We start from the raw sequence: 26,081 nt of genomic DNA on the forward strand, positions 1-26,081 counted from the left end.
CAGTGATTGTGTCAGCGGAACGGCACGACCAACCCCGCTGAGAGCGTCAGGCGGGGGACACGTCGGACGAGGCCGGCCACCTCCGCGGCCTGGTTGAACCGCCCGAGCCAGTCCGCGTCGCTCGGGCTCTCGGTCGAGAGCTCGAGCCGGTACCGGTAGTCGCCGGGCTCGGCCGGAGCGAACAGCGCGAACGTGGCCAGCCGCCCGGCCGCGAACGTCTCGCCGGCGGCCAGGCGGTGGAAGTCCTCCGCGCGCAGCGGGCCGACGAGCGGGTCCTCGGCCGGCCCGGGCGCGGCGACGACCACGCCGTCGCGCTCCACCGTCGGCCGCCAGAGCGGGTAGCGCGTGCCGGTCTCGGAGCCGTCGAGCACGCCGACGACCCAGACCTCGTCCGGGCCGTCGTTGCGCAGCTGCGCGTGCACGCCGGCAGGACGGCCCACCGGGACGGTGCCCGGCGGGCCGAGGAGCGCGAGCGAGAGCGTCACCCGAGCAGGTTCGCCTTCGCCGTCTCCGCCTGCAAGCGGATCGTGTCCAGCACCGCCGGCTTGACGCCCTTGGCGGCGAACACCTCCGGCAGGCTCTCCAGCGTCTGCGCCGCCTGCTCGACGTCGCCGGCCTTGGCCTCCGCCGCCGCCCGCCGGCGGATCGCGAAGTTCAGCGTGATGTTGTCGACGCCGCCCTCGCCCTTGGAAGCCTCGGCGACGTCCTTGAGCAACGCGATGCTCTCGCTCGGCCGGGCCGGGATGACCTCGACGGTCTTCTCGTCGGTCACGCACTTGAAGTCGCGCGCCGCCGTGACGCCCTTCGCCAGCCGCGCGAACGTCGCCAGCGGATGCGAGCCGTGGCGCTCGAGCAGCTCGTCGAGCGCCGCGTTGCCCGCGCTCAGGTGCGAGGACTCCGAGCCCAGGAGCGTGAGCAGCTGGCCCTGCTGGTCGCCCATCAGCAGCTCGCCCGCTTCCGCGTCGGCCGCCGTCAGCGGCCGCTGGACGCGCAACTCGGCGACCGGCGACACGACCCGCGAGCCGTCGGCCGCGCGGTACACGCCGCGCAGCGCGTAGCGGCCGGGCTGCTCGAAGTAGGCCCCGTCGCGCCCATGCCCGATGTACGCGCTCGCGTAGATCGCCGGCCGGGTGGCGTCGAGGCGCTCCGTGCGGTCCTCGTCCGCGCAGTGGCGGAGCATCGGCCGGAACAGCACCGTGCGCCCGGACGGCTGGCGGATCGCGATCGCCACGAAGTCGTCGTTCGGGTGCAGGAAGCCGTGGGCGGAGGTTCCGCGGGTGTCGGTGGTGGACAGCTTCAGCTCGACCACGACCGGCTCGCCGTACGCGTACGACGGCTTGGGTCGGAGCTCGAGCGCGAGCCCCGAGCGGTCCTCCGCCGGTGCGTCGAACTCGTTCGGGTCGACCTCGGCCGCGCCCTTGCCGAACGGGTTGGCACCCATCACGACGTTCGCGTAGAAGCCGTGGCGCAGGTGCGCCAGCTCGTTGGCGGTGAACTGGAAGGGGAACGCCGCCCAGTACGCCGCGTCACCGCCGGGCGCGGGCGGCGTCGGCTGGTACTGCCACGTGTAGTTCATCCACGACAGGTCGCCGAAGCCGCCGTTGGGGCCGAGCGGCGCGGGCGGGTCCGCCAGGTTCTTCTGCCACGAGTGCAACAGGTTGAACGCGTGCCCGAGCTCGTGCACGTAGGTGCGGAGCTGGGCGCGCTGGTCGGCGGCCCCCGGGCCGGCGATCTCGTTGTGGAACACCGCGGCGCCCTGGCGCTGGTGGGCGTCGGTGGCGTCGAACATGATCCCGCGGTAGCCGCTCACGTGCTCGGTCGCGACGAGCAGCCACACCCGCCACTGCGGCGCGGCCGCGTAGCCCGAGAAGTGCGTGACCATCGCGGCGTGCAGCTCCGCGTCCGTCCACTTGAGGTCGGCGCCCGCGGCGTTGACCGGGATCACGTTGCCGCCGCCGCTGGGGATCACCTGCAGGCCCGCGAGCCCGAACGCGCGCTGGACGTCGAGCACGCCGGTCGGGCTGCCGACGGGCACCGGCAGCGCGGCCGTGTCGTAGGTGCTGAACGGCACCGTGCCGGCCACCCGGTCCTGCTCCCAGACGATCGTGCGGAAGAACGGCGAGGCGTACGCGCACACGTACTTCGCGCCGAGGGTGCTCGGCGGTGTGATGAACTGGACGGTCGCGTCCCCGGCTGGCTGCAGCACCGTCACCCGCGGGATCGTCACCCGGACGCGCTTCGCGCTCGTCGCCCGCGTGAACGTGCCGGTGCCTTCGATGACGATCTGCGTCGGCGTCGACGTGACGGTCGGCGCGTTGACGGCGAACGACCCGTAGTAGCTGGTGCTCGCCCCGCTGACCGTGAAGAAGTCGCCGCTCACGCGCTTGAGCGGCCGTGGGCCGTCGACGTCGACCCGCAGCTCGAGCTGGAATCCGGTCCCGGCGCTGCGGTAGCGCCCGTGGACGAGCCGCTTGGCGATCACGACGGGCGCCGGCGCGGCGAGGCCTGATGCTCCTTCCGCCGTCGACGGTGGCGACGGTTCCGCGGCCGCGAGGGAGCCGTTGCCCTCGTGCTCCTCGGTGTCCGCGTCCGCCACCCACTGGGTGACGGTGAAGTCCACGCCGCTCGCGGCTGTGGGGTCGTCAGAGAGAGCAGCCATGGCGTCCTCCTGGATCGGGTGCCGACGCCTCACCGCGACGCTAACCGCAATGGACCGGGCCGTGGGAAAACCGACCACCGGGGGTTCTGTTCGGCGGGGCGGGCAACTAACCTGGCCGCCGGGTCTGAGCCGCACCGAGGGGAGAGCAGTGGGAACGTCGGGGTCTATCGAGCGCCTGTCGCGGCGCGGGTTCATGGGCGTCGCCGCGGGTGCGGCCGCGCTCGCGGGCGGCGTCAAGCCGCCGCGCGGGCCGCAGCCGAAGCCCGCCCCGCCGGTCGTGCCGCCCGACGCGTGGCTGCGCGAGCCCGAGCGCATCTACAGCCACCGCGGGCGCCTGGCGGTCACGCTCGTGGCCGAGGAGCGCGAGGCGTTCGTGGCGGGCGCGCGCCGCGCCGCGGCCACCTACAACGGCGGCGTGCCCGGGCCGACGCTGATCGCCGACCCGGGCGACCGCCTCGACGTGCGCCTGGTCAACCGCCTGTCGCGGCCGACCAACCTGCATACGCACGGGTTCCACGTCTCACCGGGCGGCAACTCGGACAACGTGATGCTCGACGTGCCGGCGGGCGCGACGTTCGACTACCGCTTCGACATCCCGCGCGACCACGCGCCCGGGCTCAACTGGTACCACCCGCATCCGCACGGCGACGGCGCGCGGCAGCTCTTCGGCGGCATGGCGGGCACGGTGATCTTCCGGTCCGAGGCCGAGCGCCGCGGGGCGAGCGCCGCCGTCCGCGACCGGGTGCTCGTCCTGCAGGCGCCCGAGTGGGACACGGCCGGGCAGCTGAAGGTGTGGTCGGCGGGGCTGCTGGCGAGCCAGGTGCGCCTCGTCAACGGCCAGCTGAACCCGCACATCGCGCTCCGGCCGGGGGAGACCGAGCGCTGGCGGATCGTGAACGCCTCGGTCAGCGACTTCTTCGACCTGCGCCTGGACGGCCATCAGCTGACGCAGATCGCCGCCGACGGCAACCCGTACTCGCGCCCGGTGACGACCGACGTCGTGAGCCTGCCGCCCGGCGGGCGCGCCGAGGTCCTCGTCCGCTCGGACACGCCCGGCACGTTCGCGCTGCACGCCCTGCCGGCCGACCACGGCGCGGGCTTCGTCTCACCCGACCTCGTGCTCGCGACCGTGCACGTCGAGCCCGGCCTGCGCGGCGTCGGCGGCCGGCGTCCGTTCCGGCCGGAGCCGCTGCTCGCGCCGCTGTGCGACCTGCGCACCCGCCCGGTCGACAAGCGGCGCACGATCACCATGTCGATGACCGGCGGCTTCACGATCGACGGCAAGAAGTTCGACCACGACCGCGTCGACCAGGTGGTCGAGCTGAACGCGCTGGAGGAGTGGACGATCGTCAACGACAGCGTCCTCATCCACCCGTTCCACATCCACATCAACCCGTTCCAGGTCACGCACATCGACGGCGTGCCGGTGGACGAGCCCGGCTACCGCGACACCGTGACGGTCCGGCCGAGGAGCAGCGTGACGTTCCGGACCGTGTTCGAGGACTTCACCGGCACGTCGCTGTTCCACTGCCACATCGTCCCGCACTCCGACCTCGGGATGATGGGCGTCTTCCAGGTCGTGGACCCGACCTCGCCGGGATCGCCGCTGCTCTGCCGGTTGACCTAGCGCGCCGGAGGCGCATACGGTCGGACGAACCCGACCGCAAGGAGCGCGTCCATGGCGATCGTCGAGCACGAACCCGTCACCCCGACCACGACCGAGGAGCCGGAGACCCACCACGGCACGCTGATCCCGCGCGGCCAGGACGCGGTGCCACGCTCACCGCTCTTCGAGGGTCGCTTCGGACGGATGTTCCGCTCGCTGCCCGCCCCGCGTCACGACCGCGAGGCGCTGATCGCGCTCGGCAAGGCGATGGCCGACCGCGAGGCGCCGAGCGGTGACAACCCGAAGATCCCGTCGGCGTACACGTACTTCGGGCAGTTCGTCGACCACGACATCACGTTCGACCCGCTCTCGGAGCTGAGCAAGTTCAACGACCCGGACGCGCTGACGAACTTCCGCTCGCCGCGCTTCGACCTGGACTCGCTGTACGGCTCCGGGCCGAGCGGCAGCCCGTTCCTGTACGAGAGCAAGAAGGCGGACCGGCGCGGCGTGCGGCTGCTCGAGGGCCGCAACACGGACCCCGAGCTCGAGCGCCGCGACCTGATGCGCAACGCCCAGGGCCGCGCGATCATCCCGGACCCGCGCAACGACGAGAACATCATCGTCTCGCAGCTGCACCACGCGTTCATCCGCTTCCACAACAACGTGGTCGAGCACGTCGCCAAGGCGCAGCCCACGCTCGCCGGTCCGGCGCTGTTCGCCGAGGCGCGGCGCGTCGTCACCTGGCACTACCAGTGGGTCGTCGTCCACGACTTCCTCCCGCGGATCATCGGAGACGACCTCGCGAACGAGCTGCTGCCGGACTCCGGCGAGCCGAACCTGCGCTTCTTCGACCCGCGCGAGGGGCCGTTCATCCCGGTCGAGTTCTCGGGCGCCGCGTACCGCTACGGGCACAGCCAGGTGCGGCCGAGCTACGACCTCAACGACATCGTGGTCGGCGTGCCGCTGTTCTCGGCCGCCAAGACGGCCGACCGGGACATCCTCGCGCACCTGAACGGCTTCCGGCCGCTGCCGGCGCTGTGGACGATCGACTGGCGCCACTTCGTCGAGATCGACGGCTCCCAGCCGCAGCTCACGCGTGAGATCGACACCCAGCTCGCGAAGCCGCTGCTCAAGCTGCCGACCGGGATCGACGCCGCGCACACGGGGCTGCCGGTGCTCAACCTGCGCCGCGGCAAGGCGCTCCAGCTGCCGTCCGGGCAGGCGGTCGCGCAAGCGATCGGCGCCCCGCCGGTGAGCAACCTCGGGCTGGACCGCTTCAACCTGTCGGCGGAGCATCGCGCGGCGCTGGAGGCCGAGACCCCGCTCTGGTACTACGTGCTGCGCGAGGCCGAGAACGCGCCGCGCAACGGCCAGCGGCTCGGGCCGGTCGGCGGGCGGATCGTCGGCGAGGTGCTCGTCGGCCTGCTCGCCCACGACCCGCAGAGCTTCCTGCGCCAGCAGCCGACGTGGAAGCCGACCGGGCTCAAGGCGGTCAAGGCCGGGCACTTCACGCTCGGCGACCTGTTGCGGTTCGCCACCATCGGCCAGTGATTTCGGTCAGCACGACGACAGACCGCTAAGCGGTCCGAAGGTCTCCGGGCGCGGTTTCGCCGCGCCCGTTGACAGCACGAAACGGCGTCGGCCACCATCGGGACCTGATGCACGCGGATGTCATGACGCCGCCGCGGGCGGCGAGCCTCGAGCTCCGCTCCTCGATGACGTTCGACGAATGGGCCGGCGTGGGCGAGCGGATCGCCCGCATCGCGAGCGGCGCCGCATGGGCGCTGGGGGAGTGGCTGCTGTTCGGCGAGCGCCGGTTCGGCGCCCGCTACCGCTCCGCGATCGAGGCCACGGACCTCGACTACCAAACCCTGCGCAACTACGCGTGGGTCGCGCGCAGCGTCGACGCCGGCCGCCGGCGCGAGGAGCTGAGCTTCCAGCACCACGCGGAGGTCGCGTCGCTGCCCGGCCCGGAGCAGGACCTGTGGCTGCATCGTGCCCAGATGCACGGCTGGTCGCGCAACGAGCTGCGCCGGCGGATGCGGGCCGACCGGCACGGCGAGCGCGTCCAGCCGGCGACCGTGGTGCGCGTCGAGGTCAGCTCGGACGTCGCCGACCGCTGGCGGCGCGCGGCCGAGGCGGCCGACCAGGCGCTGTCCGAGTGGGTGCGCGCGGTCACCACCGCCGCGGCCGACGCGACGCTGCCGCCGCCCGGCCGCTGATCCGCAGTGGCGTGTCCCGCCGCGGCGGGACACGCCGGCGGGTCAACCGCGCCAGGTGCGCCGGCCGCCCAGCGTCTTGTCGAAGTCGCAGTGGATGAAGTAGCCACGGCCCTTCGCGTAGTAGCCGACGCCGCACTCGAACGCCTGCTTGGCGTGCTCGTGATGGCGGTCGAGAGAGACCCCGGGCGGCGGCGGGACATCGACGGCGAACCCGCGCGTGTGGGCGGAGTTCGGCTCGCCGCCGACCGAGCGGTTGTAGACCTTGGTGCGGAAGGCCGAGTTGATCACCAGCCGCTTGCCGCCGTCGAGCTTGCGCAGGTGCTCCAGTCGCCGGGCCAGCCCTTTCGCCCGCTGGCGCGCCTCCTGCTTGCTGAGTCCCTGCTCGCGCATCAGCCCGCTGACGTACGACGTGTGGTCGCGGTCCTTGCACGCGAGCTCGCTCAGGTTGAAGTTCGGCGTCAGCTGGCCGGGGATCGCGCGCCACGCCGGCGTGGCGCGCACCGCGCGCTTGGCGGTGCTGTCGGTCGGCCAGTGCGGCTGCAGCAGCTGCATGAGGTCGCCGTCGAGCTCGCCGTCGACCGGCTGCCCGGCGACCCGCTGCGCGGCGCGTACGCCCTGCTCCCACACCCCGGTCGCCAGGGTGCGGCGCCCGGGGGCGCGGGCGTCACGGCGCAGCCGCTTGCGCAGCTCGAGGTCCGGGTCGCCCTGCGCCTTCAGGTAGCGGGCCAAGGCGATCTTCGACCGGCGTACGAGCGTTGCCTTGTCGCCGCGCCGGGTCACGACGGACCGGCCGCCCTGCGCGCCGCCCGGCACCGGCTCCGGCTTGGCGCTCGGCACCGGCCGGCGGGTCGGGACGGTGCCGTTCGTCCGGGCGGGCGGGTGCCGCTGGTCGCGCACCGGCGGGACCTTCGGGTGCCGCGGGTGCCGCAGGCGGAGCGCGACGAGCTCGGCCTCGGCGTCCTCGTAGCGCTCGATCAGCTCGGCGCGGGCGCGACGGGCCATCCGGTCCAGCAGCGCGATCCGCTGCACGAGCTCCGCGTGGTCGAGCTCGGTCAGCGCACGGCGTCTGGGAAGCGCCGGCGCGGGGGCGACGGTGGCCGCGGACACCGCCGTCGCCACGGAGGCCGCCGTGGCGCCGACGCTGATCGGCGGCGGCGCGGGCGCGACGTCGATCACCGGTGGTGGGCTGTCGGTGAGCAGCTCGTTCTGGCGCTGCTCGAGCGTCACCAGGACGCCGAGCTTGGCCTCGATCCGCGCGAGCGCGTCGGCGAGCGTGTCAGGAGCGGCGCCGTTCGAGGATGCCGACGGCACCGCCGGCCGCGCCTGCTCTCGCTCGAGCACCTCACGCAGCCGCCCGCCGTGCGCGAGCAGCTCTGCCCACGCGCGGTCCGAGAGCGCCGCGCGGCGCTCGAAGTGGTTCACCACCTCCGCGAGCCCGGGCTTGGGCGTGGGCTTGCCGGGCGTCGGCTTGGTCGTCGGCGCCCGCTTGCGGCGGGCCTTCTCGGCGCGCGTGGCGCGGTCGAGCGTGCGCAGCGTCTCCGCGGCCGCCACGCCGGTGCCCTTGAGCCCGTGCTGGCGTTGGAAGCGCTTGAGCGCGAGCTCGGTCTCGGCGTCGAACGTGGTCCGCTTGCGGTCGAGGTAGCCCGCGCGGGTCTTCGCGTCGCGCACGAACGCGAGCCTCCGGGTGAGGACGAGGACGGCGTGGCCCGTGTCCCCGCGCCGCAGGGACGCCTCCGGCGCGGGTGGCCGGGCGCCCGACAGCGTCTGGTGCCAGCGGCGGGCGCGGGCGCGCACGTCGCGGCTGTAGACCTCGGCCGCCTCGCCGGTGCCGTTGTAACGGCGGATGCCGTCCGGCTCGCCGTGGGCGCGCATCAGCTTGACGAGGTTGCGGAAGCCGATGCGCATGTTCAAGCGCGGGTCCCAGCATCCGCCCTCGGCGTCCGCCTCGTCCTGCCACTCCCACCACGTCAGCTGCACGGGACCGACGCCCTGCATCCGGCGCCGGCCGCGCTCGGCGTCCCGCTGGCGCTTGTAGTCGAGGTACTTCTCGCGCGTCACCTTGCCGGCGCCCGCGAAGATCGTGCCCCGGTCGTGCCCGAACACGTTCTGCCCGCCGGAGCTCTCCTTCTCGAGGATCGCGCAGGCGAGCGAGAGCCGCAGCCCTTCACGCTTGGCCTCCTCGATCACGAGCTCGGGGTTGAGGATCTTGCCGGCGCGCAGCCGGTCGACCTGGGTGGCCGTCGCCATCACGCCACCCCGGCCGGCTGCTCGTCGCCGGCCTCGAGCGCGAGGGTGGCGTCCTCGTCGGCGTCGTCGAAGTCGATGTCCCAGTCCTCGTCCTCGTCCTCGTCCTCGCCGAGATCCGGCTGGGGCGCGACGGCGGCCGTGGCGTCGTCGCTGGCCTGCGCCGCCACGACGGCCACGGCTTCGCGCGCCTCGAACTTCTGCCAGCCGTGCAGCCAGTGCAAGGCGGGGGCGAGCACGGCGACGGCGCCGGCGATGAAGATCTCCTGCAGCGTGTCCTCGGGGATCGTCACGCCGGGGAAGTGCTCCGCGAGCCAGGTGGCGCAGGCGCCGGCGGCGAGTGCGAAGACGGGGGTCAGCAGAGCGACGAGGCGGTTGAGCGGCATTGACAGCGCCCTCCGTAGCGGGATGAGGTCCTGGTCGTGGGGACCATCCCGCGCACGGGAGGCGAGGGCAACTACCTTCGTTCAGGTTGGTCGAGGTCGAGGTCGCTGAGCGGGGTCCGTCCGTCGAAGACGAGCAGCCAGGCGCCGCCGCGGACCGGCTTGATCGGCCGTCGCTCGCCGGTCGATCGCACGACGAACGTCCCGGCCTCGGCGGGCTTGCGGGTGCGCCCGTAGATGAGCAGCCGCGGCGGCGTGCTGTCGATCCGCATGGAGGAGCTGACCCCATCGCCGCGGAGCAGGCAGACGCCGGGGCGAAGGTCGCTGAAGCGGTGGAACACGCCGTTGCGCTCGAGCCCGAGCTGGTTGCCGCGCAGCTGGCCGGCGATGACGCAGCGGTTCCCGGCGCCCGACGTGTAGATCGCCACGCCGTAGGAGACCTTGCGCTCTCGATCGGGTGCCGTGGCCACGAGTTCGATCTGCGCTCCGTCGGCCAGGGTCATCTTCGGGTCGCCGATCTCCAGCCCGGGGTTGGGTTGGATCGGCTCCCCGGAGGAGATCAGGCCCGTGCCGTCCGCGACGGCCGCCGCGCCGAGCAGGGCGACCACCACGAACCCCGCGGTCCGTAGCCGCCGTCCACGGCGCCGGCGCTCGCGCCGCGCCACGACGGCACCGCCGTGATCGCGAATCGCGGCCGCGACCAGCGCGTCCCGCAGCGCGGTCTGCGCCGTGCGTGCGGGGTCGGGCTCGCGCTCGGCGGCGGCGACGAGCTGGTCGCGGACGCTGTGCTGCGCGGCCCGCGGATCGTCGGGCGCGCTCACGCGATCTCCTCCACGGCGTCGTCGTGGACCGGCGGCGGCAGCGCCACGGCCAACGCCCGCAGGCCGCGGGAGACGCGGGCGCGTGCCGTCGGCTCGGAGACGCCCAACGCCGCCGCCAAGTCCGTGTAGGAAAAGTCCTCCACTACACGAAGCTCAACTGCGCGACGCTGTTCGTCGGGAAGGCCGCGCATCGCCTCGAGCAGTGGCTCCTCGAGCGCGTTGAGGCCGGTCAGCGACTCGATCCGGTCGTGCTCGAGCGCGCTCAGCGGCGGGATGGTCACGCTGAAGCGCTCGAGCGCCGCCCGCTCGACCCGTCCGGACCGCCAGTAATGGGACAGCTCGGTGCGGGCGATCGCATACAGCCAGGCCTGCTCCTCGGCTGCGCTTGACCCGCGGAACTGCATCCGCCGCTCGAGCGCCTTGGCGAACGTCTCCGACAGCAGGTCGAACGCGACCTCGGGATCGAGCACGCGCCGGGCGATGAAGCGCAGGATCCGATCCGCGTACGCGTCGTAGAAGGCGGAGAAAGCGCTCGGGTCTTCCTGCGCGTCGACGAGCAGGCTGTCCGAGGCTCGTTTGAGGAGACGAAGCCGGGGCCGCACTGGGCTATCGAGCCTAGTTCATCGCCCTCGCCGCGAACGCGAAGGACTCGATTCCGGGCGGTCACAAAACCGCCCGGGTGCGGGTCATAACGGTCCGCCGGAGCGCGCACCGGTCCTACTCAACGCGAAAGGACTCTCCATGGACCGACGCTCTCGCAGGGCAGGCGGACGCCTGCGCGCGATGGCTCTCGCCGTGGCGCTCGCCGGCCTCGTGCTGCCGGCCGCCGCCACGGCCCAAGTGCCCTCCGACCTCACCGACTGGAATCTGACCGAGACGACCAGCACCTGGGGCAGCACCTACAGCGTCAGCTCGAGCGGAGGTGGCCCCGTGCAGTACCGCTGGCTCGACACGCCCGCCAAGGCGACCGTGATCTCGGGCAACACCTGCTCCGACCTGGCGCTCGTGGGCAGCGCGACGATCGGCGTCAACGACACGAGCTACAAGCTCCTGTTCAGCACCTGGGCCGGGTACTGCTTCCGCCTGCGCGGACGCACGACGAGCGGCTCGGGCTCGATGGTCAACCACGACGGACGGGTGCTGCGATGAAGACCGTGCTCGCCATCGGCCTGGTGCTCGTCGCCGGGCTGCTGTACCTCACCATCCCGCGCGCCGAGTCGGCGACCGGCGCGCCGACGAGCCTGCAGAGCGCCGAGGTGCTCGAGCGCTCCTCCGAGCTGACGGCCGCCGCGGCCCCTGGCCGCTTCGGCGCCGGCACGGTCGTCGCGGCCCCTGCCGCCCGCGGCCTTGCGGACGGGCTCGCGGACGACGTCCCGCTTCCGCAGGGCGGCTCGTTCGACGGCATCCAGTGGGAAGCCGCGGGTGGCGCGTTCTCGGCGGCCGAGACCCGCGCGATCCTGCAGTACAACGCGATGTGCCAGTGGGTCCGTGCCTACCGCGACGGTCGCCAGACCGACGTGAGCGGCCGCATCCTCGGGGAGGTGCCGAGCTGGTCGGCCTGGCGCGGCGCCGAGACGGGCGCGGCCCTGGGCACGGCCATCGCGGAGCTGCTGGGTGGCGGCGGCTCGGCTTCCGCCGGGCTGCTGCGCGAGTGCGACGCCTCACACGAGCGTGAGGTGCGCTACGCCGAAGCGCGAGGGCTCGACCCGAGCCGCTGAGGGACACGGTGGTCCGGCGCCGTCGCGGCGCCGGACCACGTGCGACTTACGGGTTCGTCGTGCTCAGCGTGAAGGTGAGCGTCTTCGTGTACGCGCCGGTGCGCAGCGCGTCGTTGGCCTTGATGGCCTGGGTGAACAGCACCTGCACCTCGTCGTTGGAGACCGGAGCCGTCCACGACGTCTTCGAGAGCGCCACGCGCAGCGGCTCGGGCAGCGAGAACGCCCCGTTGGTCAGGTGGCCGGGATCGGACACCGACAGCGCCGCGTCGCCGGCCGTCGAGATGACGTTGGCGGTCGTGGACGTCGTGTACTCGGCCGCCGTGCCCGGCACGAACGTGCCGAACGACGCCGGCGTGCCGAGCGTCAGGCTCAGCGTGGCCGCGACGGTGCCGCCCGGGTTGGAGGGCTGGTCGACGCCGTAGTCCGAGCAGCCGCCGCTCGAGTCGTAGAAGCCGCCGCCGGCGAGCCCGGGGCCCGTGATCTGCGGGCGGTTGCCGGCCGCGGGCGAGCCCGTGTACGACGTGTCCCACCACTGCTTGAAGAACGCGTCGAGCTTGTTCGCGCAGCCCTTGGACTGGTTCGGCATCCAACGGTGGAAGATCGCGATCTCCTGCTCCGGCGTGATCGCGCCGTAGCGGAAGTCGGTCTGGATCTGCTGGCTGGCCTTGCTGAAGTTCTCCGGCCCGAGGATCGCGCGCAGGGCCGTGTACGAGAGGCCCGGACGCGTGTACGTGTTCGCGGTGGAGAACAGGTTGCCCGTCGTCGGGTTGTTCGGCGCGACGTTCCAGAACGACGTCGAGGTGGTCGCGTAGCGCGAGTTGAAGCGGCTGACGATGCTCGCCTCATAGGCCGCCTTGTAGGCGTCCGAGCCCTCCGGGCCGGTGGCCAGGCCGGCGTTGCGGGCGATGAACATGTACTCCGAGAAGTCCGCGTAGCCCTCCTTGAAGAACGTGTACTTCGGCTGGGCGTAGCTGACCGCGTCGCCCCACCACTGGTGCATGTTCTCGTGGCTGAAGGTCTGCGCGTTGGACCCGATCGAGCCGCCGACGAAGACGATCTTCGTCTGCATCTCCTCCTCGAAGGAGGCGCTGGGCAGCGCGACGACGATGCCGTTCGCGTTGAACTGGAACGGGCCGTTCACCGACTCCTGGAAGTGGGTGATGTCCTCCTGCATGTCCATGATGGCCTTGTTGGACGCCTTGCGCGTGGCCGTGATGTTGGCCGACTGGTACTGGTAGTAGATGACGTCGCCGGCGGTCGCCATGCGCTGGCTCGCGTCGAAGTGGCCGACGCTGTTCTCCACCAGGTAGGACGCGATCGGCTCGGCCGAGTGCCAGTTGAACGTGCGCGAGCCGCCGGTGGGGTAGTTCGCGTCGGGCTCGTTGACGACGGTGCTGACCAGGCGGCCCGGGCCGATGAAGACGCGGTTGGCCTCCGGTGCGAGCGCCGGGTCGTAGTTGACGGTCGAGTGCACGTCGTAGGTCGGCTTGACCGACGCCTGGTTGTTGAGCGGCATCCAGGCCATCGAGCCGGACGGCTCGTTGGTGACCATCGCGCCGTCACCGACCGGGCTGTTGTTGCGGAACCACCCCTCGCTCCCGAGCGACGGGTTCGAGCGGATCCCCGGCTGGCCCGTGTAGTTGATGACGACCTTGAAGGTCGCTCCGCTGGCGATCGGCTGTGCGGGCGTGATCACGAGCTTGGTGTCGCCGCACTGCGCGCCCTGGCTCGCGGCCTGGTTGTTGATCGGCGCGCACGCGGGCGGGTTCGGGTTCGTCGCGCTGACCGGGTTGGTGTTCGACGCGGCGTGCGCGAGCGGGTCCGGGTCGTCCCAGCCCTTCGGGTCGCCCGCGTAGGTCGGCTGCTTGTGCGCGAACGTCGCCGGGACGCCGTCGATCGTGATCGAGGAGATCGTCATGTCCGGACCCGGCGTGGTGGCCGTGGAGGAGACGTTGTTCTTGCGGTCGAAGTCGAGGCTGAACTCCGTCAGGCACTGCGTGGCCTTCTGGGTCAGCTCGACGTGGTTGCCCGGCAGGAACTTGTTCGTGACGGCGTCGTAGACGGTGACGACGTCGGTGTGGATCGACGTGTAGCCGCCGTTGCCGAGCTCCGGCCAGACGCGGTTGCCCGGCTGGGACAGCGTGCGGGCGCCCGGCCCGCAGTCGGCGGCCTGGGACGCCTTGGCGCGCGCCGTGCCGTTCTGCTGCTCGAACGCCTTCGTGGCGGACCTGCCCTGGACAGGATCGCCGCCCTTGACCTTCAGATCGGCGGCGCTGGTGGCGCAGCCGAGCTCGCCGGCGTCCGCTCCGCCCTGCGGCGCGCAGGCGGCGACGTAGTACGTGCCCTTGGCGAGCTTGGGCAGCTTGACGCCGACCAGGAAGCGCTTGGTGGCGTGCGCGGCGACGTCCACCTTGGCCGCGCCGATCAGCGCGCCGCCCGTCCGGCGGCGCAGCACGCGCACCTTGACGTCGGCGGTGGCGGCGTGGTCGGTGTCGTTGGTCACGACACCGGCGAGCGTGCCGGCGCTCGCACCGGCGGGCAGCGAGCTGAGCTGCGTGACCCCGACGCCGGCGGCGTGCGCGGCCGGCGCGCCGGCGAGTACCGCCAGCGTGACTAAAGACGCGCCCCCAGCGCGCCTGAAGCGTCCATTCATTGGTTTGACCCCCTCGTTGCGACGCGAGTAAGCGCCGAGCGTTCCATGGCGGGCTGGGTCCGTCAATCGTCCCGCTGTGGAGCGGAATCAACAGATGAACGCTGCCTGAGTGCGCGATTGCCAACCGCTGAGGATCACGTCCGTGCGTCCGATCGGGGCGCGGCGTGGCTAGGCTCGTCGCATGAAGGTGCGCATGCTCGTCGCCGGCTCGGTGGCCGCCGCAGGCCTGATCGCGGCGCCGATGGCGTCGGCTCAGGGGACCGTCACGCCGGAGGGCAAGGTGCCCAGCTACGTCGAGCTGGTGCTGAGCCAGCCGGCCGCCTCGTTCTCGACCTTCCGGTCGGCCAAGACGTACTCGACGTCGTTCACGGCCGCCGTCACGATCTCCGACCAGAAGGCCACGCTCTCGCTCGCCGACGGCGACGTCACCAAGGGCTCGAAGATCGGGCGCCTCGCCAACGGGTCCAAGCTGCTGCCCGAGCCGCTGGAGGCGCGGGTCGGCAAGTCCTCGGCGTTCGCGCCGCTCGCCTCCGCCATGGACCTTCCGCTCGCCCGCTTCACGACGGTCCAGGCGAACGCCGACGTCAAGGTCGACCTGCGCCAGCAAGTGGACAAGAAGACCTCCGGGAGCTACCGCAAGCTCCTGCTCGTCACGCTCTCATCCGACACGCCGTAGCGACGCATTGCCCTGCACTCTCGCGGGTATGGCAAGGCCATCAACCACGAGAAGGAGCACACCATGGGCGACGGTGCCGCAGACGATGCCAAGGGCCGCGCGAAGGAAGCCGCCGGTGCGCTGACGGGCGATGACGACCTCAAGCGCGAGGGCAAGGTCGACCAGGCGACCGGCACGGTGAAGGACAAGGTCGGCGACGCGAGCGACAAGCTCAAGGACGCCGTCAACCGCGACTGACGCTTGCGCTGCGCCGGGTGCCCCGGCTCCCGGCGCAGTCACACCCGCACCTCACGCTCGTCACACCAGGACTCGTTCGCGGGTCTATGGTCGGTAAGCCGTTGCCGGCCGGGGCGAGGGAAAGGGAGAGCGGGTACGAATCGTCAACCTTTGCCCAGCACGCCCGGCCGGCGGCCGAGTGTGGCGCTTGAACTGCTGTGACCCGTTGAGTAGACGCGCCACAGCGCGTCACGACTCGACTTCGACAACGTAGCCGATCACCCCGCGATCGGGCTGCGCGTTTCGTCCTGGACGCGACGTTCGGGCTGGAAACGCACACCCCTCACGTGTCCGCGCGAATACCCAGGACCCGGCAGTTCAAACCGGCGTGGCGCGTCGTGTTCCAGTGCGGACACTTTCAAGGTGAGACGTCGCTGAGCGGTTGACAGAACCCCGACCCGGGTGTTGGGTTCCGGCGGAGTCGCCGCGGGGGAGCCTGCGGCGGGCCCCAAGAAGAGAGCGGGTACGAGATGGTCGCTTCTACGGCGCGTCGGGTCGTTCGCTGGTGGCTGCCCGGATACGGGTCAGTCGACGAGAGTCCTTCCCGCGTTGCCGTGGTGGCTACCGGTTTGGTCGCCGCGTTGTGCGCGGCGGTCGCTGTAGGCCTCCCGCTCGGCTCGCTGCTCGGCGAGGCCGGCACAAGCTCCACCGCGGCCGACACGTCGGCACCGCCGTTGAGAGCATCCTCGGCGAGCGCCTTCGCGGATCTTGCTCCTTCGGCCGCGGTGACCGCGGTACAGGCGGACTTCGGAGCGGCCATGAGCGCACGGGCCACGACCGCGGCGCCGCTCGCGATCGGGCGTCCGGCGACCACCGAGGCCGGCGACGGGCGCGCGCTGCCGGTCGTCAAGAGCGCTCCGGCCACCTCGGCGGTCGCGACGGGCAAGGCGGCGCCGATCGACCTGCGCTGGCGCGGCGGCTCGCGGGGTGGCTTCGCGCTCGCCAACCCGCCGGCCGAGGTGCGCGTCGGAGCGACCGCAACGGACGGCGCCACGTTCGTCGGCACGGGCGTCGCCTTCGCACCGCATGGCGCCGCCGACGTCCGCGGCCGGCACGTCGACGCGACCGTCTTCTTCGCCAACGTGCAGCGCGACACGGACTACCTCGTCGCGCCGCGCGGCGGCGGCCTCGAGGCCATGTGGGCGCTGCGCAGCTCCGCGAGCCCGGAGCGGCTGGTGTTGGACTACCGGCTCGGCGCGGGGTCTTCGCTGCGCACTTCGCAGGACCCGGATCTCGCCGCGGTCGTCGTCCGCGGCGGCAAGACCGTCGCGATGACGAGCGCCGTGGTCGCGTTCGATGCGGACCGCCGGCCCGTGCCGGTCACGACCTCGGTCGTGGGGGACCGGCTGGTGGTCGAGGTCGACCACCGTGGCCGTGACCTGCGCTACCCGCTGCTGGTCGACCCGACGACGTACACCTGGGCGTCCGGGACGTCCAGCGAGCACTGGGCGTTCGCTTCGGTCGGCGAGTGGGGGTCCGGGCCCATCTCCACGACCCTCGAGATCGCCACGATCAATGAGACGGCGACCGGCGACTGGGCCGAGTGGACCTACACGGCTCCAGGGACCGGATACGTCATCTCGCTCGACGGTGGCGTCGTCTCGGACTACATGCTCCCCGGCGTGTCCGACAGCTCGGTCGGGCTGCGGCGCAGCAACGGTGTGTGGGCGGTGCCGCCGGTGCAGACAGACGGCATCTACGGGGAGTACGACGCGGTGCAGGTCTGCCTGGTCTCCTCCTGCGGCGAGCCGGCCGCGGGCGACTCCCCGACCAACGCGCTGAGCTACTTCTCCGGCACGCAGGCCGTCTTCCGCGTCGATCAGCAGCAGGACAACTCCGACACCCTCAACGACGGTTGGGAGACGGGCGACGCCACGCTCGTCCTCGACGACCCCGAAGTGCCGACGCTCTCGAACGTCATCACCGGCGCGTCCGGCACGGGCACGACGCGCACGGCGTCGGCGACCGTGACCGACCCCGGGTTGGGGCCGGTCAGGCTCGAGGTGCTCAAGGACAACGTCGTCGTCAGCACCGTCAACCGCTCGTGCGTGCCCGAGGCCGGCGCCTGCACGGGCACCTGGTCGCCGTCGATCAACTACAGCCTGAGCGGCACGTCCCAGGGCTCGACCGCGACGTTCGGGCTCCGGGCCTACGACGCCGCCGGCCACGTGTCGACGACCACGTCCTGGACGGTCAACACCGACACCGAGGCTCCGACCCTGACCCTCGGCGGTTCGGTCAACAACCCGGTGAGCGGCGGTTGGGACCTGGCCATCAGCGGCAACGACGGCTCCGGCAGCGGCGTCAAGCGCGTGCACATCAGCGTGGACGGCGTCGCCCAGACGCCGACGGTCGTGTCCTGCCCGAGCAGCTGCCCCCAGTTCTACTCGACGTCCTTCGTGCTGGATCGGCAGCTGTACTCGGAGGGCCTGCACGCGATCTCGGTGCGCCTCGAGGACGCGGTCGGCAACCTCTCGGCGCCGCAGACGCGGAACGTCTACCTGATCCACGAGGACGGCTTCGACCGCGCCCAGCTCGGCCTGGAGAACTACTTCGCGTACGAGAGCACGCCGACGGGCGCCGGCACCGCCGCGCACGTCAACGCCGCCAACGGCAACCTCGTCTGGCACTCGACGCCGATCGTCAACCCCGGTCGGGGCCTGTCGAGCGTGGTCAACCTGACCTACAACTCGCTCGACCGTGGCGGGTACGTCAACTCGCTGATCCGCGACGGCGGCACCGCGGTCGTGGGGCAGACGACCAACCAGAGCCGTTGGCTCGGTGGGCTGGCCTACGGCGAGGTCGGCGTCGGGTTCTCGCTGGGCATCTCCGGCCTGACGCGCCTGAACGAGCCGCTGCGCCGGATCTCCGGCGGGAGCCTGGACGAGCCGCAGCTGATCATGCTCACCGACGTCGACGGCACCGTGCACACCTTCAGCCGCGACGGCACGACGTCCCGCTACAACCCCCCGGCCGGCGTCGAGCTGGCGTTCCGCCTGCACTCGACGAGCGACCCCGCCCGCCGGTACGCGGCCACCCGCCCGGACGGCGTGACGTTCTACTTCGACACCGACGGCTACCAGACGTTCATCACGGATCGCAACGGCAACTCGATCCGCTTCGACTACGAGAAGTACTCCAAGGTCACGGGCAACGTCTCGGACTGCAACGGCAGCCCGTCCGCGAACCTGCTGTGCAGCAAGCGCGTGATCCGCGTGGTGGACGCGTACGGCGTCCAGCACGGCGGCGCCGAGGTCGACAAGCGCTCGATCAAGATCACCTACAAGTCCGGCCCGGTGCTCCCGATCGGCTCCCTCACGCCCGACGCCGTCGCGCTCACCGGCTCGGTCGGCGGGCGCCCGGACAAGATCGCGCGGATCGTCGACCACGCCGGCCGCGTGACCGACTTCGGCTACGACGGCAACGGCTACCTGACGACGCTCACCCAGGGCGAGGTGCTCAACCCGGGCGGCCCGTCGAACACCGACCACGTCCGCACCACCACCTTCACCTACGCGGGCAGCGGCGTGAACCGCCAGCTGGCGAGCGTGGTCGACCCCCGCGGCCACGACACGACGTTCAACTACGAGACCGCGGCCGCCCCGGGCCCGACCGGCGTCAAGAGCTTCGGCCAGCGCGCGCTCGGCGCGACCAACCGCCGCGACAACGCGACCACGTTCGCCTATGGCACCAACACCTTCACCGCGACCGCACCGGGCGCGGTGGACACCACGTACCTGACCGACTCGGTCGGCCGCGTCCAGGAGATCACGGACGAGCTGGGCACGCTCACCGAGCTCGACTGGTCCAACGACAACTACATGACGCGGTACAAGACCGCGGCCAACTTCTCCGCCCAGGCGGCTGAGACGGAGATCACCTACACCCGCCTCGGCGACCCGCTGACGATCACCGACCCGCTGGACCGCGTCACGACGCTCTCCTACCGCTTCGGCACGGAGGCGGGACCGACGAACGGCGGCCTCGACGACGGCACCCAGTACGTCACCGACCTCACGTCGATGCGCCGCCCGGCTCGCGGGAACATCGCGCTCTTCCCGGCGCCGACCGTGACGTTCGGCCTCGACAACGCCGGCAACGTCACCAGCCGCACCTACGCCGGCCTGGCCCCGGCCGAGACCAACTACGGCAGCTACGGCCTCGTCAACTGGGAAGAGGACGAGCACGACAACCGCACGAGCTACTCGAGCCACGACGCCAACGGCGATCCGACCGTCGTCGTCGATGCGCGCCAGAACGCGGGCGAGAGCGGCTACGACGGCACCTGGCGCTACAGCTACGACCCGGTGGGCAACCTCCTGGCGGTCACCGACCCGCGCGGCGGGACGTCGGCCACGCCGGGGGAGCCCTACACCACCTCCTTCGTCTATGACCCGTTCGACCGCGTCGTCGAGTCGTGGACGCCGAAGTGCACCGGTCCTCTCGCAACACCGCAGAACCCAGGAGGCTGCCAGTCCGAGCAGTGGATCCAGCGCTTGACGGAGTACGACCCCAACGGCAATCCCACGCAGAGCACGGACGGAGAAGACGAGCAGACCGACCGGGAGTTCTCGGCGATGGACGCCGTGACGGTCGAGCTGGCGCCGGCCGTCAACCACTACGGCGAGCAGGACCCGGCGCGCGAGAAGACGACGTACGACTACGACGCGCGAGAGAACATCACGCTGGTGACGTCGCCTGAGGGCAACCAGTCCGAGGGGGTCGCCGGCGACCACGCCACCGCCTACGAGTACGACCTCATCGACCGCCTCGTGGTCGAGCAGCGCCAGGAGCGCGGTAGCGCGACGAGCAACCTGATCACGTCGTACGCCTACGACCGGCGGGACAACGTCATCGGCGTGAGCGATCCGCTGTTGAACAAGAGCGGCGACCCGAAGGCGAACGCCGCGACGAGCAGCAAGCAGCGCTGGGCGTACGCCTACGACCTCGCCGACAACCGCGTCGACGCGACGGAGAACCCTGACGGCAGCGGCGGTGTCCCCGCGCTGCGTACGCACACGACGTACGACGCGAACGACAACGTCCAGACGATGGTGTCCCCGCGCGGGATGACGGTCAGTGGCCCGAACGCCAGCGCGGCGCTCTTCACGACGAGCTATGTGCACGACGTCCACGACGACGTGATCTCGATGACCCGCGGCGGCCAGCGGACGACCGCGTACGCCCGCCGTGACGACGGTCAGATCACGGCCATAACGTCGCCGCGAGGCGTGGCCAGCACGACTGTCGTCGGGGATTTCCAGACCCAGTACACCTACGACGCCAACGGCGATGTCGCCAGCGTCACCCTGCCGCGCGCACCGGGGCAGGTCCCCAGCCGGGCCGCGAAGATCAAGTACGGCCGCAACGCCGTCGGCGATCCCGTCGACGTCAAGGACCCGCGCGGCAACGACGAGGGCGGTGCGCCCGCTCCGCCTGAGCACTACTTCTCCAACCGGTTCTACGACACGGGCGAGCTCCGCTGGACGGACCGGCCGTCCTGGTGGACGGTGGAGCTCGGGGCGGCGATGGAGGTGCGCGAGCGCACCCCGGACGAGTGGATCCTGTTCGACGGCAGCCAGCCGGCGCTCCCGACGGGGCCGGGCGACTTCGGCAAGGTGACCGGGATGCCGCTCCCGGAGTTGCTGCCGAGGTCCGGCGGCACGGACGTCCGCTACGACGAGGAAATGCGGCTCGAGAGCGTGGTCGACGTCGCGGGCAAGGTGGTCGACCTCCAACGTGACGCGCTCGGACGCGTCAAGGCCGTCGAATACCCGTACAAGGCTGACAACGCGCAGACGCCGGCGAACGACCCGGTCCGCATCACGAACCGGCTCGGCTACGACCGCAACGGAAACCTCGTGATGACCGAGGACGGCGAGGAGCACCGGACGGTCACGCAGTTCGACCAGTTCGACCGCTGGATTCAGCGCACAGCGCCCGGCGCGGCGCCCGACGGCGGAGCGCCCACGGGCTCGGGCCCCAGCACGTTCGAGGACGAGGTGACCGAGGCCACCTGGGACGAGAACGGCAACCAGACCACGTACGAGAACGCTCGGCACAAGACCACTTCGAGGACCTACGACCCGGTCGACCGCCTCCAGAGCGCGACCGATCCCCTGGGCCACGTCACCACCTACGGCTACGACGCGGACGGCAACGAGACGTGCGTGCGGACGCCACGGGGCAACACCTCCATCTCGCGCGATTGCGCGGCCGGCGACTTCGCGACGACGTCCGCATACAACGAGTTCGACGAGCTCGCGACGGTCACCCAGCAGGCCGACTACACGGGCGAGAGCGATCAGGTCATCACCACCACCTACGCGTACGACCTGGATGGCAACCAGATCACGGTGACCGCGCCGGGGGCCCGTCGCGGACCCGACGGCGACATCCGCGCGCAGATCACCGAACGTCGCTTCGACGGCGCCGGCCGGCCGTGGATCACGATCCAGGGCACCAAGTCGACGGTCGGCGAGTCGTTCGACGATCGCAGCGTCACGATCACCGAGTACGACCTGGCCGGAAACCTCCGCCGCGTCGTCAACCCGAAGGGCGCGCCGGACCCGGACGACATCGACCTCAACAACCCGGCGGTCGCGCTCGCCCAGCTGACGACCGACAACGGGGCGGAGATCCCGCCGACCGGCAACAACCCGCCCGGCACGTCCGCGAACTACCACGCCACGATCTTCAGCGTCGACGAGGACAACCTCCTCATCCGGACGTGGCTCCCGGTCGGTGGCCGTGACAGCGATGACGGCGAGCGCTGGCGCCAGCTGTTCAAGCGTGACGAGCGCGGTCGCGTCGAGTACATCGACGCCCCGTACAAGGACTCCACCGCCAAGCGGGCCCGCACCGGCTACTTCTACTACGACAACGGCTGGATCCGGGAGTCCAGCGACGAGCACGTCGTCAACCCCGCCGACACCACGTCCGTCAAGGACGGCGCGTTCACGTACGAGTACGACAAACGCGGCAGCCAGACCAGGTGGGACGCGTCCGGCCCGCGCAGCGTCGAACGCGCCTACTACCCGAACGGCCTGCTGCTGCGGCGCGTGGCTACGGGCGACGACACGGGTCCGCGGCGGTACAGCTACGGCTACAACGCGAACCGCGACGTCGTCCGCATCCGCGACACCAACGCCCATCGCGAGACCCACACGACCTACGACGACGCCGATCGGCGCCTCGAGGTCAACCAGATCGACGATTCCGCCGGAGACGACTGGGAGGTCGACAAGGACACCAAGTACAGCTACGACGACGACGGCAACATCCTCACGCGCCGTACCGACGGCAACATCTCAGGCAGCAGCTACTCCGGTGGCAAGCTCGCCACCTTCGAGTACGACTCGCTCGGCCGCGAGCGCAAAGTCACGATCGACACCGACGGGCAGGCCGACCGCATCACCCGCACGACGTGGTGGGCGTCCGGCCGCAAGGCGAACGTGATCCGTCAGAACGGCGAGGTCTGCCAGCGCACGTACTTCGACACGCAGGGCCGGGTCACCGCTCGCGGGCGCACCACGAACGCCGACGAGCGCGGCTGCGAGCACGTCGAGACGCGCTACCGGCACTACGAGTACGACACCAACGGCAACCGCATCGACGAGTACCGCTGGAACACCGGCAACACCACCAAGGAGCACTACAACCGCCACGAGTACAACTCGCGGGACCAGCTCGTGTGGTGGAAGCGGGGTGTGGACGCCCGCCCGGTCGACGGCGAGAACCTCGAGAACTCGACCGTCAAGTACAAGCTCAACGGCGCGGGAGCCATCCTCGAGCAGCTCGACGAGCGCGAGGACGACCACACGATCGAGACCAAGTTCGACGTCACGGCGTTCCGGATGACGTCGGCGACGGTCGAGGACTCCAAGACCAACCCCGACGATCCCGAGACGCGGTACGTCAAGTACGACGCCGCCGGCAACATGGGGTGCCTCGGCACGACCGACGACAGCGCGCCGAACGACGTCAGCACGTGCCCCGGCGGCGATCGCTACAAGTACGACGGCTTCAGCCGCCTGTCGTCCACGGATACGCCGGGGACGGACAAGCAGTACCGCTACGACGGCCTCGACCGCCGTGAGCAGGAATGCTCGCTGAGCGGTTCCGCCTGCGCCGCCGGCACTCAGCTGGACTACAGCTTCGTCGGCCTGGGCGAAGAGCTGTCCTGGACGCGCGAGCCGGGCGCGAGCTCCGGCAAGGTCCAGAGCTTCGACTACGACTCCGACTTCGGCCGGATCGGGCAAGCGACCGACAGCAACACCGACCACAGCTACCACAGCTACTTCACCGACCCGGCGAACGGCACGGTGATCGGCCTCGAGGACACGACGGGCGCGATCGGCACGAACGACCGCTACGACCTCGACCCGTACGGCAAGCAGGAGAACAAGGACACGCCGAGCGCGGAGGCGGGGGAGAACCCCTTCCGCTTCCAGAGCCATTACTTCGACTCGGGCCTGCAGGCCTACGACATGCAGGCGCGCTCGTACCTGCCCAACATCGGGCGCTTCCTGACCGCGGATCGCTTCGAGGATGCGCTCGGGGACTTCGCCCTGCAGTCGGACCCGTTGACGCAGGAGCGCTACGCGTTCGGCGCCGGCAACCCGGTCAATCGCGTCGAGTTCGACGGTCACGGCCCCGGGAGCGAGGGCGGCGCACAGCCGATCATCCAGTCCAAGGACGGCACCACCCAGCGCAAGCGCGAGGGCTGGTCGGAGACGCCCGAGCAGCAAGCGGCGCGTCACGACACGTTCAACGGACAGAGCGCGGCCGACGCGTACAACAAGAACCAGGCCAACGCGGGAGCGCAAGCCGCGGGCGGCGCCGCTGCGGCAGCCCAGCCGAAGGCCACCCCGCAACCTGAGGCCAACTGCGACCACGGCATCGGCTGCCGCGGGCCGATCATCTACTCCCGTGAGCGCCAGCGCGAGCTTGCCGAGGGCCGCAAGGCCTTCATCGAAGGCGTGAAGTTCGTCGTCGGCGACAACCCGGTCGAGATCGCCAGCAACTTCGCCGGTGGGCCGCTCGGCCGCGTCGTCGGCAAAGTCGGCGGGAAGGTCGTCATGAAGTACGGCGACGACGTCTGGGATGCAGGGAGCAAGGCCTTCAGCAAGAGCGACGAGGCCGTCGACGCCAACCGGGCCCGCAAGCGGTCGGACCAGGTCTCGGACTGCGCCATGTCGTTCGGAGCCGCCACGCCGGTCCTCATGGCCGACGGCACGCTTCGGGCGATCTCGGAGGTGCAGGTCGGAGACTGGGTCACTGCTACGGACCCGGTCACGGGTCAGCAAAGCCCGCGCCAGGTGCTCGCTGTGTGGCGTCACGACGACACCCTGGTCAACCTCACGATCGGCGGCGAAGCGCTCGTGACGACGGAGGACCACCCCTTCTGGAACCAGTCCGACCTCGAGTGGCAGGACGCGGCGGATCTGGTCTCCGGGGACTCGGCGCTGACCGCCGACGGCGGAACCGTCGCCGTGGGCGGCCTCGATCCGGCGTCGCTGCGCCAGGGGCGCGCCTACAACCTCACGGTCGAAGGCGTCCACACGTACCACGTGGGAACCGCCTCGGTGCTGGTCCACAACGCCAACCAGTGCCGCGTGGTGCCCAACTTCAACGAAGGCATCTACGTCGTCACCAAGGCTGGGGGACCGAACAAGGGCAAGCAGTACGTCGGGCAGTCTGGAAACATCAGCCGGCGCATGCGCCAGCACGTCCGCGCGGGCAAGTTCACGCAGGCCGAAGCCAACGCCGCGGCACGGATCCCGGTTCCCGGCGGCAAGACCAAGCGCGAAGTCGCGGAGCAGAAGCTGATCGATACGCTTGGCGGCTTGAAGGGCGGCAACCTGTTGAACAAGGTCAATCCCGTCGGCGACAAGCGCATCGGGAGCCTGATGCCTCCGGGGTACACCCGGTGACGTTCAGCCTCGACAGCTCCTCCGCCGGTCCGTACGTCGTGGAGGATCGGGACCAGGGACCGACGTTGGTGGTCACCAGCCGCTGGAGCGCAGCGGCTGGGGCGGCCCTCGAGGACCCGGCGGTCGACGGTCTGGAGCTCAACTACGCCCGCGGATACGCGGCCGAGGACCTGAGCTTCCTATCGGATGACCTGGGCATCCGACGCCTTCAGGTGCTCGACCGCACCCTCACCGACCTGACACCGGTCGCCGAGATGCGGTCGCTCACGGAGCTGCGGGTGGACTCCGCCCCTGGGACGAAGCTCGACGTGAGCGCGCTCGCTTCCCTGCGCCTGCTCGCAGCGGACTGGGAGCAGGTCGAAGGGCTGGACGGTCCCGAGCAGCTGCAGGAGCTGGTGCTCGCGGGCTATGACGCCGATGACCTGATGCCCCTGTCGAACGTCCGGGGGCTGCGGGTGCTGGAACTGCTCGGCCGCCCCAAGTTGCGGTCGGTGGCGGGGGTCGAGCAGCAACGGGACCTCACGTCGCTGAAGATGGCGAACGCGCGCCAGCTCGACGACTTCGAACCACTCGGCGCGCTCGACGGGCTGCGGCAGATCCTGTTCGAGTCGGTTCCGGGCCTCGACCGCATCGACTACGTGCGATCGCATCCGCACCTTCGCGATCTCGGGTTCAGCGACTGCGGTTCGATCGCTTCGCTGAAGCCCCTGCAAGGGCTGGGCGAGCTGGAGTACATCGGCGCTTCAGGCTCGACGCGGATCGAGGACGGGGACCTCTCCCCGTTGCTCCAGCTCCCAAATCTGCGGTATCTCGAGATGCAGAACCGTCGAACGTACGACCCGGCCGTCAAGGACGTGCAGCGGGCGCTCGAAGCGCGAGCGTGAGGCC

Annotated in this window: 16 protein-coding genes; 9 read left to right on the forward strand and 7 right to left on the reverse strand. The window is 71.1% G+C overall.

Features of this window, described 5'->3' with window-relative positions; translation table 11 throughout:
* Positions 1–11: 11 nt before the first annotated feature.
* A complete protein-coding gene (locus C8N24_RS23690) occupies positions 12–485 on the reverse strand; it encodes a hypothetical protein (protein ID WP_121254791.1) in 474 nt (157 codons plus the stop codon).
* On the reverse strand, positions 482–2,659 hold the full coding sequence (locus C8N24_RS23695; RefSeq protein WP_147447953.1) for a hypothetical protein: 2,178 nt from the start codon (positions 2,657–2,659) through the stop codon (positions 482–484). Before C8N24_RS23695 ends, C8N24_RS23690 begins: the two co-directional genes overlap by 4 nt.
* Before the next feature lie 148 nt (positions 2,660–2,807).
* Here C8N24_RS23695 and C8N24_RS23700 point away from each other — a divergent pair, with 148 nt between their 5' ends.
* The 3 genes from C8N24_RS23700 to C8N24_RS23710 all read left to right on the forward strand — a co-directional run bounded on the left by C8N24_RS23700 (position 2,808) and on the right by C8N24_RS23710 (position 6,487).
* Positions 2,808–4,286 (forward strand): multicopper oxidase family protein, encoded by a 1,479-nt coding sequence (locus tag C8N24_RS23700; RefSeq protein WP_170179356.1) that lies wholly within the window; start codon positions 2,808–2,810, stop codon positions 4,284–4,286.
* 51 nt (positions 4,287–4,337) lie between these two features.
* Positions 4,338–5,816 carry a peroxidase family protein gene (locus C8N24_RS23705; RefSeq protein ID WP_121254797.1) on the forward strand — a complete coding sequence of 493 codons (1,479 nt, stop codon included), beginning with the start codon at positions 4,338–4,340 and terminating at the stop codon, positions 5,814–5,816.
* 107 nt (positions 5,817–5,923) lie between these two features.
* Positions 5,924–6,487: an LmbU family transcriptional regulator gene (locus tag C8N24_RS23710; RefSeq protein WP_211340127.1), complete on the forward strand. Its 564-nt coding sequence runs from the start codon at positions 5,924–5,926 to the stop codon at positions 6,485–6,487.
* Positions 6,488–6,529: 42 nt separating this feature from the next.
* Here the strand turns inward: C8N24_RS23710 and C8N24_RS23715 are convergent, their stop codons facing one another.
* From C8N24_RS23715 to C8N24_RS23730, 4 genes are all read right to left on the reverse strand, one after another.
* Entirely contained in the window at positions 6,530–8,734 is a 2,205-nt protein-coding gene (locus C8N24_RS23715) for a peptidoglycan-binding protein (protein WP_121254799.1), read from the reverse strand.
* Positions 8,734–9,117, reverse strand: coding sequence for a hypothetical protein (locus tag C8N24_RS34250; RefSeq protein ID WP_170179357.1), 384 nt, complete (start codon positions 9,115–9,117; stop codon positions 8,734–8,736). Before C8N24_RS34250 ends, C8N24_RS23715 begins: the two co-directional genes overlap by 1 nt.
* Positions 9,118–9,188: 71 nt before the next feature.
* Positions 9,189–9,935, reverse strand: coding sequence for a hypothetical protein (locus tag C8N24_RS23725; protein ID WP_121254801.1), 747 nt, complete (start codon positions 9,933–9,935; stop codon positions 9,189–9,191).
* The gene (locus tag C8N24_RS23730) at positions 9,932–10,537 is read right to left on the reverse strand and encodes an RNA polymerase sigma factor (protein ID WP_121254803.1); all 606 of its coding nucleotides are present in this window, start codon (positions 10,535–10,537) and stop codon (positions 9,932–9,934) included. Before C8N24_RS23730 ends, C8N24_RS23725 begins: the two co-directional genes overlap by 4 nt.
* A 181-nt stretch (positions 10,538–10,718) precedes the next feature.
* On the opposite strand from C8N24_RS23730, the gene C8N24_RS23735 reads away from it, so the two are divergent.
* The gene (locus tag C8N24_RS23735) at positions 10,719–11,084 is read left to right on the forward strand and encodes a hypothetical protein (protein WP_121254805.1); all 366 of its coding nucleotides are present in this window, start codon (positions 10,719–10,721) and stop codon (positions 11,082–11,084) included.
* Positions 11,081–11,653 (forward strand): hypothetical protein, encoded by a 573-nt coding sequence (locus C8N24_RS23740; RefSeq protein WP_121254806.1) that lies wholly within the window; start codon positions 11,081–11,083, stop codon positions 11,651–11,653. The genes C8N24_RS23735 and C8N24_RS23740 overlap by 4 nt, the downstream gene beginning before the upstream one ends.
* 46 nt (positions 11,654–11,699) lie before the next feature.
* On the opposite strand, the gene C8N24_RS23745 is transcribed toward C8N24_RS23740, so the two are convergent.
* Positions 11,700–14,306, reverse strand: coding sequence for a M1 family aminopeptidase (locus C8N24_RS23745; protein WP_121254808.1), 2,607 nt, complete (start codon positions 14,304–14,306; stop codon positions 11,700–11,702).
* A 181-nt stretch (positions 14,307–14,487) separates the two neighbouring features.
* Between C8N24_RS23745 and C8N24_RS23750 the strand changes: the two genes are divergently transcribed.
* The 4 genes from C8N24_RS23750 (at position 14,488) to C8N24_RS23765 (ending at position 26,077) form a co-directional block, all read left to right on the forward strand.
* Positions 14,488–14,982: a hypothetical protein gene (locus C8N24_RS23750; protein WP_121254810.1), complete on the forward strand. Its 495-nt coding sequence runs from the start codon at positions 14,488–14,490 to the stop codon at positions 14,980–14,982.
* Between the two features lie 63 nt (positions 14,983–15,045).
* Positions 15,046–15,219, forward strand: coding sequence for a CsbD family protein (locus C8N24_RS23755; protein ID WP_121254812.1), 174 nt, complete (start codon positions 15,046–15,048; stop codon positions 15,217–15,219).
* A gap of 797 nt (positions 15,220–16,016) precedes the next feature.
* A complete protein-coding gene (locus C8N24_RS23760) occupies positions 16,017–25,193 on the forward strand; it encodes a polymorphic toxin-type HINT domain-containing protein (protein ID WP_147447954.1) in 9,177 nt (3,058 codons plus the stop codon).
* Positions 25,190–26,077 (forward strand): hypothetical protein, encoded by an 888-nt coding sequence (locus tag C8N24_RS23765; protein WP_121254817.1) that lies wholly within the window; start codon positions 25,190–25,192, stop codon positions 26,075–26,077. The genes C8N24_RS23760 and C8N24_RS23765 overlap by 4 nt, the downstream gene beginning before the upstream one ends.
* The last annotated feature ends 4 nt before the right edge of the window (positions 26,078–26,081 follow it).

The organism is Solirubrobacter pauli, from assembly GCF_003633755.1.
Taxonomy (GTDB): Bacteria; Actinomycetota; Thermoleophilia; order Solirubrobacterales; family Solirubrobacteraceae; genus Solirubrobacter; species Solirubrobacter pauli.